The organism is Psychrobacter sp. Ps7, assembly GCF_022129225.1.
Taxonomy (GTDB): Bacteria; Pseudomonadota; Gammaproteobacteria; order Pseudomonadales; family Moraxellaceae; genus Psychrobacter; species Psychrobacter immobilis_A.
Genome location: NZ_JADQAH010000018.1, coordinates 23,190 through 38,982 on the forward strand (window position 1 = coordinate 23,190; position 15,793 = coordinate 38,982).

At 44.3% G+C, this 15,793-nt stretch carries 10 protein-coding genes; all 10 read right to left on the reverse strand.

Features of this window, described 5'->3' with window-relative positions:
* Positions 1–126 precede the first annotated feature (126 nt).
* Entirely contained in the window at positions 127–1,548 is a 1,422-nt protein-coding gene (locus I3257_RS07910; protein ID WP_201602883.1) for a glutamate synthase subunit beta, read from the reverse strand.
* A 180-nt stretch (positions 1,549–1,728) separates the two neighbouring features.
* Positions 1,729–6,192, reverse strand: coding sequence for a glutamate synthase large subunit (gene gltB, locus I3257_RS07915; protein WP_238049347.1), 4,464 nt, complete (start codon positions 6,190–6,192; stop codon positions 1,729–1,731).
* A gap of 911 nt (positions 6,193–7,103) precedes the next feature.
* On the reverse strand, positions 7,104–8,177 hold the full coding sequence (locus tag I3257_RS07920; protein ID WP_238049348.1) for a hypothetical protein: 1,074 nt from the start codon (positions 8,175–8,177) through the stop codon (positions 7,104–7,106).
* A 129-nt stretch (positions 8,178–8,306) separates the two neighbouring features.
* On the reverse strand, positions 8,307–9,416 hold the full coding sequence (gene aroB / locus I3257_RS07925) for a 3-dehydroquinate synthase (protein ID WP_201560979.1): 1,110 nt from the start codon (positions 9,414–9,416) through the stop codon (positions 8,307–8,309).
* Positions 9,417–9,534: 118 nt separating this feature from the next.
* Positions 9,535–10,095 (reverse strand): shikimate kinase AroK, encoded by a 561-nt coding sequence (aroK, locus tag I3257_RS07930; RefSeq protein ID WP_045453412.1) that lies wholly within the window; start codon positions 10,093–10,095, stop codon positions 9,535–9,537.
* A 164-nt stretch (positions 10,096–10,259) separates the two neighbouring features.
* Positions 10,260–12,599, reverse strand: coding sequence for a type IV pilus secretin PilQ (gene pilQ / locus I3257_RS07935; protein ID WP_201502547.1), 2,340 nt, complete (start codon positions 12,597–12,599; stop codon positions 10,260–10,262).
* 27 nt (positions 12,600–12,626) lie between these two features.
* Complete coding sequence (locus tag I3257_RS07940; RefSeq protein ID WP_201560980.1) at positions 12,627–13,160, reverse strand: pilus assembly protein PilP; 534 nt, start codon at positions 13,158–13,160, stop codon at positions 12,627–12,629.
* Positions 13,160–13,894, reverse strand: a complete 735-nt coding sequence (gene pilO, locus I3257_RS07945; RefSeq protein WP_045453405.1) for a type 4a pilus biogenesis protein PilO — start codon at positions 13,892–13,894, stop codon at positions 13,160–13,162. Before pilO ends, I3257_RS07940 begins: the two co-directional genes overlap by 1 nt.
* A complete protein-coding gene (locus I3257_RS07950) occupies positions 13,891–14,553 on the reverse strand; it encodes a PilN domain-containing protein (protein ID WP_045443917.1) in 663 nt (220 codons plus the stop codon). The genes pilO and I3257_RS07950 overlap by 4 nt, the downstream gene beginning before the upstream one ends.
* Positions 14,553–15,608 (reverse strand): pilus assembly protein PilM, encoded by a 1,056-nt coding sequence (locus I3257_RS07955; protein WP_201554834.1) that lies wholly within the window; start codon positions 15,606–15,608, stop codon positions 14,553–14,555. Before I3257_RS07955 ends, I3257_RS07950 begins: the two co-directional genes overlap by 1 nt.
* Positions 15,609–15,793 lie beyond the last annotated feature (185 nt).

Here is a 15,793-nt window from a genome sequence, read left to right on the forward strand (position 1 = left end):
AATGAAAAGTAATATCGAACCATCATGTACTGCTGATATCAAAAAAAACGTCTCTTACCTGTTAAAAGGCAAAAGACGTTTGAGATCGAAATAGAGTGGTCAATAATTGGATGTAAACCAAACCCATTATACCTCTAAGAAGTCCAAAATACCTTCAGCAGCTTCACGACCTTCCCAAATCGCGGTCACGACCAAATCAGAACCACGTACCATATCACCACCAGCAAATATCTTGGGGTTTTTGGTTTGGAATTTAAAGGTTTGCTTTTCCGCTGCCAGCACGCGCCCAGAGCTGTCCATTGCCACTTGCTGAGACTCAAACCAGTCAGCAGGGCTAGGACGGAAGCCAAAAGCCATAATCACAGCATCACATGGGATAATTTCTTCTGAATTAGGAATCGGCTCAGGACGCTGACGACCACGGTTGTCTGGCGCACCCAAGTGAGTCGTGACGACTTTCACGCCATTCACTTTACCATTCAAGCCAATGATTTCTGTCGGTTGACGATTGAATAGAAACTCAACGCCTTCCTCGCGAGCATTGACCACTTCGCGGCGCGAACCTGGCATGTTCTCTTCGTCACGGCGATAGGCACAAACTACTTGCTCAGCGCCTTGGCGAATACTGGTACGGTTACAATCCATCGCAGTATCACCACCACCTAGCACCACCACTCTTTTACCCTTAAAGTCGATATATTCTTCAGGATTTTTTTCCCAATCGTTGCAACGATTGACGTTGGCAATTAGGTAATCTAGCGCATCATGAACACCGGAAAGCTCTTCACCAGCAAAGCCGCCACGCATATAAGTGTAAGTACCCATGCCCATAAATACCGCATCGTACTCGCTTAACAGTTCATCAATACTAATATCAGTACCGATTTCTGTCTCAAGACGAAATTCCATGCCCATGCCTTCAAAGATGACACGGCGGTTACGCATGACGTCCTTTTCCATTTTAAACTCTGGAATACCAAAGGTCAGTAAACCACCAATTTCAGGACGCTTATCAAACACAACTGGTTTTACGCCATTTCTAACGAGTATATCCGCACAGCCCAAACCTGCTGGCCCTGCACCGATGATCGCGACTTTTTTATCTGTCCAAACCACATCAGACATATCCGGACGCCAGCCAAGTGCAAAGGCGGTATCGTTGATGTACTTTTCGACATTACCAATGGTCACAGCGCCAAAGCCATCATTTAAGGTACAAGCGCCTTCACATAAGCGATCTTGTGGACAGACGCGACCGCAGACCTCAGGCAACGTATTGGTGCGGTGACACAATTCAGCCGCTTGAAATATCTGCCCTTCGGTGGCCAATTTGAGCCAGTTAGGAATGTAGTTATGTACAGGGCACTTCCATTCACAATAAGGGTTACCACACTCCAGACAGCGGTGCGATTGCTGCGCAACGGCTTCACTCTCGAACGGTTTATAAATTTCAACAAATTCCGTTGAGCGCGTGGCGATGTCTTTTTTGGTCGGCTCAAGCCGTGGTACATCTAAAAACTGAAAACTATTTTCTAAGCGTTTTGCCATGGTATTGTCTCTTTAATATGAGGCTTTTTATATCAAGCTTTTTTAAAGTGGGCGGTGACAGTCAACGATGTCTCATTTATCGCAAAATTAAGAGCTTTATATCGTGACCGTCACTTACCTGCTGAAAACCTCTGAGTTAAAAGGTTTTTAAAAGCGGAACATTGGATAATCCAAGCAAAGCTACTGTGGGTCAGCCATGGTGGTCTTGAGAAGGCTCGCAATGTTTGCCGCTTTAGGCTTCACCAAATAAAACTTACGAACATAGTGCTCAAAGTCAGCCAATATCGTCTGACCCCACGCGCTGCCTGTTTTATTAACATGCGCTTCAATCACTTGCTGCAAATGAATACGATGCTCTTCGGTTTGCTCACTTGAGATACGATTCAGATCGATCAGCTCATGGTTACAACGGTCAAAGAAGTCCCCTTCCATATCGAGCACATAAGCAAAACCACCTGTCATACCTGCCCCAAAGTTGAGACCCGTACGCCCAAGAATAGTGACAATACCACCTGTCATATATTCACAGCAATGATCGCCTGTGCCTTCGATGACTGCGTGCGCGCCAGAGTTACGCACCCCAAAGCGCTCGCCAGCAGTACCAGCTGCATATAGTTTGCCGCCCGTTGCGCCATATAAGCAGGTATTACCAATGATGGCGGTCTCTTGCGCCGTAAAGCTTGAGTCTTTTGGTGGATAAATAACAATCTCACCGCCAGCCATGCCTTTGCCGACATAATCATTGGCATCGCCTTCTAGCTCAATATTTAGACCACCTGCATTCCAGACGCCTAAACTTTGCCCAGCAGTACCAGTCAGATGCAGTTTAATTGGCATATCACTCATGCCAAGGTTGCCCCATACTTGCGCAATTTCACCAGAGATACGCGCGCCGATAGAGCGATCACAGTTACCGACATAATAGCTATAATCGCCGCCATTACCTTGACGAATATTGAGCAGCATATCACTAATCATCTGTTCAGCGAGTAAGCCTTTATCAAATGGCTCATTACGCTCAACCTGACAGGTTTGGGCTTTACCACTACTGGCCGGATGGCTAAATAATAATGGCGTTAAATCCAAATGACGCTGCTTATCCGTGTTACCTTCTAATACTTCAAGCAAGTCAGTCCGTCCGACCAACTCTTCCATACTACGCACACCAAGGGCGGCAAGCCATTCGCGCGTTTCAGTTGCTACAAATTTAAAGAAGTTAATGAGCATCTCTGCTTCACCAATGAAATGCTCGTCACGTAGCTTGGCTTTTTGCGTCGCAACCCCAGTCGGGCAATTATTAAGATGGCAAATGCGTAGGTATTTACAACCAACGGCTATCATCGGCGTGGTACCAAAGCCAAAGCTTTCTGCCCCAAGGATAGCGGCTTTTACCACATCAAGTCCTGTCTTTAGACCACCATCAGTTTGAATACGAACTTTATGACGCAAGCCATTTACTCGTAGTGATTGGTGGGTCTCAGCCAGTCCTAGCTCCCATGGTGAGCCTGCATGATGGATAGACGATAGCGGAGAGGCTGCTGTGCCACCATCATAGCCTGAAATGGTGATTAAATCGGCATAGGCTTTTGCCACGCCAGTCGCGATAGTACCAACGCCCGGACGTGAGACCAGTTTCACCGATACCAAGGCATCTGGATTGACTTGTTTTAAGTCAAAAATGAGCTGTGCTAAATCTTCGATAGAATAGATATCATGATGCGGTGGCGGTGAAATCAACGTCACACCCGGTACAGAATAACGTAAGCGCGCAATCAGAGCATTGACCTTACCACCCGGCAGCTGACCTCCCTCACCCGGCTTGGCACCCTGTGCAACCTTGATTTGCATCACTTCTGCTGAACGCAAATACGCTGGGGTGACGCCAAAACGACCCGAGGCAATTTGTTTGATCTTTGAGTTGCGCAGCGTGCCATAACGTACTGGATCTTCGCCGCCCTCACCAGAGTTTGAACGTCCACCGATGGTATTCATCGCCATGGCAATCGCTTCATGGGCTTCGGGTGACAATGCCCCCAATGACATGCCCGCCGAGTCAAAGCGCGTCAGAATGGATGAGATATCCTCTACGTCATTCACATCGATAGAGTTATCTGTTTTTAATTGCAATAAATCACGCAAGGTCGCCACAGGACGGCTATTAACCAAATCAGCATAATGACGATAATTATCATAATCACCCGTACGAACCGCGGTATGCAGGCTATTAATCACGTCTGGGTTAAAGGCATGATATTCTTTGTTGAAGACAAACTTCAGCAAGCCACCTTGATCGAGTGGCGCGCGGCGCTTAAAAGCATTCGCCGCTAGCTGTGCTTGATCAGCAGCTAAGTCAGCAAAGGTCGCACCTTTAATACGACTCTGTACGCCTTTAAAACACAGGCTCACCACCTCTTCAGAGAGACCCACTGCTTCAAATAACTGCGCACCGCGATAAGAGACAATGGTCGAGATGCCCATTTTTGATAAGATTTTTAGCAAGCCTTTATCCAAGCCTTTACGGAAATTAACCCGCGCTTGAATCGGATCACCAAGCAGCTCACCAGTCGCTACTAAGTCATCAATAACATCATAAGCCAAGTAAGGATAAATACAGGTCGCACCAAAACCAATCAAAACTGCCACTTGATGCGAGTCGCGCGCCAAACCAGTCTCAATGATTAAATTAGCATCAGTACGAATACCTTGACCAATCAAATAATGATGCACCGCACCCGTTACCATGATGGCGTTGGCTGGTACTTTATCAGCATCGATGTCTTTATCAGACAACACAATCAAAGTGTGACCAGCTCGGATGCTGTTAGCCACTTGCTCGCAGATAGCCGTGATGGCTTCTGATAGCTCAAGGATGCGATCATAGTTTAAATCAATACGCGCCATTTTAAAGGCTGGATCGCCCAAGGTCTCGAGCTGCTGCATCTTGCTGGCTGACAGTACAGGCGACGATAAGATAATACGGTGTGCATCTCGCGCTGATGGCGCAAACACGTTAGTTTCAGCACCGAGGCAGGTCTGCAATGACATCACGATAGATTCACGCAATGGATCAATCGGTGGATTGGTCACCTGTGCGAACTGCTGGCGGAAAAAGTCACCGACATGGCGGATTTGCTGCGACAGCACTGCCATAGGCGTATCATCACCCATTGAACCGACAGGTTCTTGACCATTTTCGGCGTTGGGGCGGATAATTTCAGTACGCTCTTCATTGGTGATGTGATACATTTTTTGCAGTGTTTTTAGCTCATTACCACGGCATGTTTGCGCTGCTAACTCTTCTTCTAAACGCTCATCATCACGGATACGGGTTGCTTCTTCACGCAGCCATTTACGGTACGGATGGGCTTTTTTCAGTAACGTCGCAATCGCTTTAGTATCTAAAATTTGACCCGTTAAAGTATCAATAACGAGCATTTGACCAGGGCCAACGCGTCCTTTTGCCAATACATCTTTTGGCGAGTAATCCCACACACCAACTTCAGAGGCAACGGTGATATAGCCGTTCTTGGTCGTCACCCAGCGCGATGGGCGTAGACCATTACGATCAAGCATACAGACCGCATAGCGTCCATCTTGAATCACCAAACCTGCTGGACCATCCCACGCTTCCATGTGCTGCGAATAGAACTCATAAAAGGCGCGCAAATCCATATCCATGCTATCGACATTCTGCCAAGCAGGTGGCACGAGAATCGACATTGCATGGAATAGATTCATACCACCTGACATGAGGACTTCAAGCATATTATCTAAGCTTGATGAGTCAGAGCCCGTACTGTTCACTAGTGGCGTCAACTCATTCAAATTGGGCAGTTTGTCTGATTTTAGTTTTGGTGTCCGTGCCTCAGACCAGTTGCGATTGCCTGTGATGGTGTTCAACTCGCCATTGTGGGCAAGATAACGAAACGGCTGCGCCAAGGGCCAACGCGGTAAGGTATTGGTGGAGAAACGTTGATGAAATACCACGATATGCGATGCCAAACGCGCATCTTGTAAATCCAAGAAAAATGCTGGCAAGTCTGATGGCATCACCAAACCTTTATAGATAATCGTCTGACAGCTCAATGAGCACACATAAAACAGCTCATCATCAGCCAAGCGCTGCTCTGCTTTTTTGCGTGCGACAAACAGTTTACGGTTAAAGTCATCCGCTGCCAAATCATCGGGTGCGTTGACAAACACTTGCTTAAAATCAGGTAAAGTCTCACGGCCAATGTCACCGACGATGCTCAAGTCAAGCGGCACATCACGCCAGCCAGCAACCTCTAATCCTTGGGCGACAATCTCATCGCTAAGCACTTGCTGGCTATCACGAGCTTTTGTCTCATCTAAATTGACAAAGATCATACCAACGGCAAAGTTGTCAGTAATCGCGAACCCTTGCTCAGCAGCAATACCTCTAAAAAACTCAACAGGCGTCGCCAGTAGTAGACCACAACCATCACCCGTTCTACCATCAGCAGCAACACCGCCGCGATGGGTCATACAGCTTAGACTATGAATAGCAGTTTTTACCAAATCATGGCTGGCTTGTCCCTCAATATGAGCGATCAAACCAAAACCACAGTTATCAGAAAAGTCATCTGGCGTGGCCAGGTGGGTTTGCGAGGAAATCATTGACATGGCTAGTCCTTTTAGGTGAACGGGCAATTTATGCATCCAATGCAGATCATAAACTGAAGACCGTAAGCAGAACGGGCTAATAATTAATATTCGTATATCCGAATTAATAAATGGTGTGACGCTCATAGACATCATACTTTGCGACTAAGGTAAAAGCTCTGGCACTCCCAGTCCTTGAATGATGTTTCAATAGATCATTAACATATTAAAAGATAGTAAACGGTCGCCCTTGGCAATGACATACAGCCCTGTATACCCGTTACCTAATCATCAATAACGCAATGTCGCTATCTTGTGTGTCACTTGTTATCACACCATGCCTAGCAATCCAGACTGATTGACTACGCATGTAATAACCGTGCATTTGATTAATTTTGAATATCTGACGCTCTGTAATCAAGCGCTTCATTCACTCTAAAGAGAGCGATAATAAGAGAGGTTGCGCCACTTGCGATAGCTTAATTATAGATAGCAAGTGACAACGCTTGAGACAAAAAAATTTAGTAACGTATCTTTTAAATGATAGAAGTTTACCAATTCATTGTTAAAAAACAATTTTTACGATAACTATACAGAACGTCGCCCACAGTTATATTAGTTAATGACGGACAAAAAATCTAGTCTTTTCTATCGATTCACCCACCATATTTTGTAAGAGAACTTATTACTATTGGTTATAGGATGATTAAATGTTCTATGCAAATTTTGATACATAGTATCTGTGACAAGGCTTAGTTGAGAGACTTAATTAAGATCAACTTCTTTTGGAAATGTATTTTTAGCACTAATTATATGCTTTGTGATGCCCCACAAAAAAACCCACTAACCAGCTTGTCAGTGGGTTTTTGTCAATCATAGTAGTAACGAGGTTATCATAACTATCAACGATATGGTCACAGGACAAACATACTCTAATTGCTTTTGTCTTCTATCAATGTTTTTATGCTGTCGTTATTGGTCTTAGGAGGATTGGTATTCTTGCTAGTAGCGTTTGCGCCAGAATTTGTACTACTGGTACTACTTGGCGGCTTCGGTGTTGCGACTACTGGGGGTTTTTTAGTAGTATTTTCAGTGCCTGATGTCGCTGGTTTTTTATTCTCTGGTTCAGACTTAGTTCCACTACCTTCGTTTTTGGGCGTAGTGACAGAGGAGACTTCCTCTTCATTGCCAACAATACGCTCTTCAGTGACCGATAAAGTATCGGAGGTATCCGCTGACTGACGGATACTTTCATTGTCGCTGTTACTGGCAGTTTCTTGACTGCTACGACCAGCATTGTCCCCATTATCCGTTTCTGGCAGTGGCTGGCGCACTGGCACTTCGCGCTTAGTCGGCTTTAGATCAACAGAACGTGTGCGTCTGGTGCTCAAATCTTTAACTGGATCAGGGCGTTCATAATTATCGATGATACCGACATAACGATTGATCTCTTCTGGCAACACACGCACATTGGCTGGCAACTTAAAGTCTATCAGTTTTGCCGCGCCAACCGCTTCTTGTGGACTACTCATGAGCCCATAAGTTAACATATAGCGAACTTGATTTTCATCATCAAGATAACGGAAATAAGCAAATTTATTACGGTCTGCGCGGCCTTCTAAATAACTGACAATCACATCGTTTTCGGCGACATTCATCACCTGCACTGTCCATTTGCCTTTATTCGCCAACAAATAACGTTTGTCTTTAAACTCAGCAGGATAATTGCGCAAATCACGTACCGTCGTATCAAAACTAATGGGCTGCACGTCGGTATCAAGCTCGTGTAACGACTCGATTTTTAAGGGCTGCTCAAGCTCAGCACTCAATGGTTGCGGTGCTGATATGGGGGCATTTTCAATTTTGGCACCCATCGCTGGCGTTTGACTAAACATCCAAATCAGAGCCGTAACCACACCCAGCAGCAAGGTCATTATCAGCCAAATCAACGCTTGACGGCGATATGACTGGCTAGCGGTACGCGGCGTCGATCTTGAAGCTGCCATGGGAGTATCCTTGGTGAAAATAAAGTTGACCGCATTCAAGAGATGCGCAGTAAGTAGAATGGCGGCGAGCCAGTCTGCTTTAAACCGTTGCGTTCAGTGAGTATTCACGAGCACTAAAGCTTTAAGACATTATACGCGGTGTTGTGATAATACCTCGTACAAAAGCTCTTCATCGAAATCACTGGTCAATACGGCCTGACCTAGTGATTTTAACAAAATCAGGCGGATTTGTCCGTGTTTCACTTTTTTATCATGTCCCATCAAACTTAGCGCCGTTTGTGTATCAATGCGTGGCGGGGTGATAGGCAAATTTGCTAAGTTTAAAATACGCTTAATACGAGCAATGTCTTCGACCGTTAACCAACCCATTCTCTGTGATAACTCTGCGGCTTGTACCATGCCAGCAGCGACTGCCTCACCGTGTAGCCAATTACCATAGCCTTCATGTGTTTCAATGACATGACCAAAAGTATGACCGAAATTTAACAATGCTCGCACGCCTGACTCTCTTTCATCTTGCGCGACGATATCGGCTTTATACTGACAGCAGCGTTTTACGGCATCACCAAGTACCGCTAAATTCAAATCCATCATCGCTGGCAGATTGACTTCCAGCCAATCTAAGAACGTGACATCCATAATGAGTGCATATTTAATGACCTCAGCCAACCCGGCTGACAACTCGCGCGCTGGCAAAGTCTTGAGCGTACTCATATCAGCAAGTACCATTTGTGGCTGCCAAAAAGCGCCAATCATGTTTTTGCCTTGAGGATGATTGATGCCCGTCTTACCACCAACGCTCGAATCCACTTGTGACAGTAGCGTGGTTGGAATCTGGATAAAATTTACACCACGCATAAAGCTTGCTGCAGCAAAGCCCGTCATATCACCAATAACGCCACCACCTAGAGCAATAAGCGTAACGTCACGATTAAAATGCTCGGCCATCAATACATCGTAAATTTGATTGATACTGCTCTGATGCTTATATTGCTCACCATCTGGCAATACGCAAACACGCACAGTGAACTGCTCTGTTAACTCTTTTTCTAAAGCGTTTAGGTATAAAGGCGCAACAGTATCATTAGTGACAATCAATACTTGGCGACCACGAATATAAGGTGTGATCAGCTTTGCCATACTGTTGTGATTTATCGCTGTTTTCTCAGTAATGACGATTGGATAGTCATGGCTTTGCGTATGAACCGTTAAACCGTCATGAAACAGTGGCGTTGCCATTAAGCACTCCCTAAACATTTTGAATGAGATAAAAGTAGCTGAGCTTAACTAGGGCGCGTCCTGATTTTTATCACCATTTTTAAATGAGGACACGCCTTGATAAAGTTTATCATTATGGTTAATTTTCTTTATCTTCTGGTGCTATAGCAGTCGAGTCAGTAAATGACTCTAGTTGCTGTAAGAGCTGATTGACCATATGACGGGGATAAGTATGACCAGTTGGCATAATAATATGAGCGACTTGGCGATATAAGGGATCACGAGTGCTATATAAATCTTGCAAGATTTTTCTAGGATTTGGCTGCTGTAACAGTGGTCGTGATTTGTCTTTAGCCGTGCGAGCCATTTGCACATCAACTGGCGCATTCAAATAAACCACGATGCCGCGCTGATGCAAAAACGCTCTGTTTTCAGCACACATCACAGCGCCACCACCAGTCGCTAAGACGATTTGGTCTTTTTGAGTCAACTCATCGATGGCGCGCGTTTCACGCTCACGGAAGCCCGCCTCGCCTTCTTTAGCGAATATCCAAGCTATGTCAGCCCCTGTCTGCGATTCAATGTACCAATCGCTGTCTACAAAGGTGCGCCCCAACTGCTTAGCCAGCAATTTACCGATGGTTGTCTTCCCTGCTCCCATCGGCCCTACTAAAAATACCGACGGCAATTCCTCCACCATAATACTTACTCAGCTAAATTAGCTATGATACAACGTCATTGATATTCTGGCTAGTAATGAGCGTTGATTATTGTTAGTAAAATTCAATCAATATGAAAATTTTCCCATAAAAAAAGCAAGCGTTGATGCTTGCTTCTTTTGAGCGAAAACCAATCAATAAATGATTAATCTATGCGGCTAATACCATCATTGATCAATTTTGGCGTGATAAATATCAATAACTCTTCTTTCGAATTACTACGCACGTCTTTACGGAAAGCGCGACCAATATAAGGCAGATCTCCTAAGAAAGGTACTTTATCGACACCATTGCTGGTACGATTCTTAAAGACACCACCCAACACAACCGTTTGACCATCTTCAACAATAACATTGGTCGAAATAGAGTCTTCAGCAATAGCAACCTGATTGTTAATAATGGTCGGCGTACCGTTAGTGATTAACAATTGCAAGCCGATTTTACCATCTGGGGTGATATTTGGTGTGGCCTCTAAACTCAATGCTGCTTCTTTAAAGCTAGTGGTAGTTGCTCCACTGGCAGACGCTTCTTGATAAGGAATCTGCGTCCCTGAAGAGACTTTCGCCGTTTGCTTGTCTGCTGTCAGAATCTTCGGCGTAGAAATCACTTCACCGCGATTATCCGCTTGCAGTGCTGACAATTCAAGATCAAGCATCACATCTGACATGCTCAGCAAGCCAAAGGCAATACTACCAGCAGGGTTGGCAACCCCTAAATCGACGTTTAAGTTATCAGGACGAGTAATATCGTATGAAGGATAAGAAACTGTTTGACCATTTACCGTCGTCGTTTCTACATCAAAGTCTTTTAAATCCCATAGCGTTTGATTACTACCACCGACCAATAAATTACGGTTGTTAGCAGCACCATTTGACAAGATACCCCAACGAACCCCAATCTCTTTACTAAAGCTATCAGTGGCACTCACAATACGCGCTTCAATCATGACCTGACGGACTGGAATATCAATTTTACCAATCAATTTATGGATATTTTCGATACTGTCAGCCACATCTTTAATAATTAAAGTATTGGTACGTTCATCTACCGTTACCGTTCCACGATTAGACAATAAGGTATTGTTATCAGCAGCATTTGCATTGCTGCCACCTGATGAGCCACTGCCTTGAGAAATAAGTGTCAAAACATCTGGCGCTTTTGCATAGCTAAGACGAATATATTCTGTGCGTAATGGCGCAAAAGACTCAACTGCTTGCTGTGCTTCAAGCTCACGTGCTTCTTGCTCAGCAAGCTCGGTGGAAGGCGCAACCAAAATGACATTGCCATTCTCACGCTTACCAAGATTCTTACTCTTTAGAATAATATCTAGCGCTTGATCCCATGGGACATTAATCAGGCGTAAGGTGATATTGCCCGCGACTGAATCACTAGCCACAATATTCATTTCTGTGAACTGCGCTAGGATATCTAAGACACTACGAATCTCAACGTCTTGAAACTCCATAGATAGCGCTTCACCGCTATAGACTTTTTCTTCAAGTGTTGGCTCACGTAGTAGCTCAGGTTTTCTGATATTAATATTCAGCTGATTGCCTGATTGATAAGCCTGATACTCATAATCTTCTTTGACATTAATAGTAATTACACCATTTTGACCTTGGTTTTTAGTATCAATACTATCAACCAGACCACTATTAATATTCAAACGGCGCAATAAATTTCTTGGCACGGTGCTACCCGTTAAGCGTACCACTAACTTGTTGCCTTGACGTTGCACATCAACGGGAATGGCTTCATTGGTAAGTGCGATGCTAACGTTGCCACCACCATCATTTCCTGCGGCAAAATTGACGGCACTCAAACCATCATAGCTATATTGCTTACTCACTTGCGATGCAGCAAGTTGTGGGCTTAATAACGGGTTAACTCTGACCACCATGGTATCAGCAGGTACTTGGTTTTTAACCACAGTTTTACTGGCTATATTGACTGCCGGTGCACTACTGGTTTCTACAATCGGTGTAACGACTGCTGTCGTCGTGATCGCATTATTGTCATTGAGTACGTCTTGGATAGGATCATTGGTCATTACTGGACGGTTAGGATCGGTAATGGTTAATAGTAAATCGTTACCCTCAATCGATGTCGTATAGTTACCTGCCTGTTTTAGCTCAACAATCAGGCGCGTGGTACTGTCACTATTTAAAGTCGTGACCTTATCAATCATACCAATATTGTATTCATTAAAGCGACTAGCAAGTCCATTCTGCACTTTTTCAAAATCTAGTACCAAACGGCTAGGGTTATCAAGCTGATAGGCGGCAGGTAACACTGGTAAACCGTCAAATCCCAAACGCATTTGTGTCACCGCTGGCGCAGTTTGTACCACAGAAACTTCGTTAATGCGCTGTGCGGCATGGGCACTATTACTCACTGCTACCATGCTGATTGCCAATGCTGAAATGGCAAAAGCAGAAGATACGCGGTTACTCATCATCGTTACCTTGTTATTGCGTACTGTCATTATTTATTCCTCAAAAAATCTGCCGACTTAGCTTATGGGTGAAACCAACGACTGGGGTTTTTCAACAAACCCAGCGCGGCTGTCTGGCACAATTTCAATCAAGTTAATCTGGGTCGGCGTGATTTCAACAATACGGCCGTCATTTAGTCCAAGATAATCACCTACTTTCACACTCGCGACTGAACCATCAGGGCGTTGTACCAACGCATATCGCTGACCTTCAGGTGAAATTACGACACCACGAAAAATCAGTTGCGATAGCTCATATTGCTCAAGAGGTTCTTTCACTCTGGTAATGTCAGGACGCACACCATCGATGGAAGTGATAGGACCTTGGACATTGACTAAACTCGGTGGTAAGAATGGACTGCGCTGTGCGCTGGCACTATAAACAAAGTCTTCTACTAGCTCAGCTTTGGGCGGTGGTTCAATAGGTTGAGCTGGCTGATTACGGATATCGGTCATTGATTGCTCTGCCATACCAATGCGATCCGCACACCCTGTCATGGACAATACAGCCATGCTTAAAACCAATAGCGTAGGCAGTTTTTGAATATTCATTAGTTGCCTCCTGCATTATCAGTGGTCGCAGCGTCAGTGACAGCAACCGTTTCATCACCCTCAGGGTCAGCTTCTTTTGAACGATAGGTTTTGGTTTGTAATACCAAATTAAGCTCCGGTAAAACATCCAATGTCGGCTGCGGATTGCTGACCTCAAAATCATGCATAGTAATGATTCGTGGTAAGGCGGCAAGACCACTAATAAAGCTACCAAACTGATGATATTCGCCCAAAGCAGCAATGCGGATAGGTTGCTCAATAAAAAATTCGTTTTCAATCTCAGGCTCTACTGAAATGTCTTGAAAACGTATATTGCTGCCGACACCCGTCATGTTAATGCCCTCAACCAGCTCTGATACACGCGTATCTTTTGGTAACTGATCGAGTAAGGTATTGAACTCAGCTTCCATTTGGACAACTTGCTCTTGGTAAGCTTTTAAATGACGCGCGCGTGATTCTTTTTCACGATAGCTATCAAGTAACGTTTGTTGCTGGCTCTCAGCAGCATTGATCTCATCGATTTTACTACTAATCGGTAAAGCCCACGCCAACGCTGCGATGAGCGTGATGATAAGCCCTATTACCGTTACCTTTACAGGTAATGGCCAGCTGCCGTAGTTTTCAGAGTCTAACGACTCAAAACTGCGGCGAAACTCCTGTAAATCAAACTGTTGCTTTGGTTTCAGGGCTGTTTTTTTGGTTTTAATCAGGCTTTTTTTACGGTTAAGCTTCATAACTCACCTCCAGGTACAGTGGTACCGTCAGCACCTTCTACAGGAACGGCTGTTTCCGACTGTACTTTGGTCGTGATCACAAACTGTACATAACTGTCTTCAGGATAAATAGGACGCGGCTGTTCGCCAGCGGTGACCGTATTATTAAGCACTGGTGCAGATTCATAAGCACTGATATTTTGTTGGATATTACTAACGGCTGAATCACCCATCCATTTACTATCATCAAGATTACGAATCAAACTTGATACAATATTTGGATTATCAGCTCGACCTGTCAGCGTCAAAACATCGCCTTCACGTTTGAGGTTATTCAAATAGAGTGCCGGCGGGATAGCTTTAGCAAGATCATCCCATAAACGAACGGGCACAGGACGTCGACCCTGCAAGTCTTGAATGACTTGCATACGTGAAATAATATCCTCACGGCGCTGCTCCAGACTATCAATTTCAGTCAAAGCCGTATCTAAAAGAGCATTTTCTTTTTCAATCAATGCGTTTGCATCAAGTTGTTCATCAAGCTCGTTGTTAAAGTAGCTCCATGAAGCAAATGCAGCCAATAAAGTGAGCAAAGTCACTGCCACTACTAACGTGAGAAATTCTTTATTGCGACGCTCGCGCTCTTCTTGGCGCCAAGGTAATAGGTTAATACGAGCCATTAGTCGAAGCTCCTTAACGCAAGACCGCATGCAGCCATTAAACTTGGTGCATCAATGGCCAGTTGCTCATTATCGATATTTGGTGCAATAGTCATATTGGTAAAAGGGTTGGCAATACTGACAGTCACCCCAAGTTTTTGCTGTGCCATGCCAGCAAGACCAGAAATAGAGCTACTACCACCAGCAAGGACCACATGATCGATACTACTGTATTGGCTTGAAGAAAAATAAAATTGCAATGAGCGAGTAATTTGTTGAATAGCATTTTCGATAAAAGGCGTCAGCACATCAAGATAGTAGTCATCTGGTAAGGTACGCTCACGCTTACTAACAGCCGCTTCTTCAGCAGATAGTCCATAACGGTTTTGTATCGCTTCTGTTAACTGAACACCACCAAATAATTGTTCACGGCTATAGATAAACTCACCGTTCTTAGCAACATATAAAGTCGTTTGATTGTGACCAATATCTATCAAAGCAACTAACTCAGGGGCATTTGGTAAGTTATTTACCATGAGTCCAAAAGCACGCTCTATCGCATGGGATTCAATATCCATGACCTTCGTTTGAAGACCACCAAAGGTTAAGGCATCAACTCTTTGGTCAACATTCTCCGAGCGTGATGCGGCAAGTAAGACTTGCACCATGTCATCACTTGCTAAAGAAGGCCCTAAAACTTCAAAGTCTAGGTTGACGTCTTCTAATGGATAAGGTATGTATTGATCAGCATCTAAACGTATCTGCGCTTCACGCTCAACGTCGCTTAGCGCAGCATCCATATCAATAATTTTAGTGATTACTGCTGACCCTGACACGGCAGTTGCAGCACTACTACCAGCGACATGACAACGTTTAGCTAAGTTAGCAATAATATGACCAACCGCTTCAGTATCTACAAGAAGTTTATCGACGACTATACCTTCTGGCAGTCTTTCAATACCATAAGATTTTAGATGAAACATGCCCTGTTGGCGCTGTATGTCAACCAACTTTACTGAAGTGGCACAGATATCCACACCAATTAAATTCTGACTTTTGGAAGTAAATAGCCTCACAAACTCTATACCTTATATTAAGTGTACAATCTGATAGTTATTTGTAATAATTCAGTACAATAGTTTACTTAACAGATAGATTCAAGCATTTAAACAGGTTATTAAGGTCAACTTACACATTTATTATGACCTGCTGATTTTGTTCAAGGTATAATGTTTTATCTGTTGCAAATTTTAATTGATAA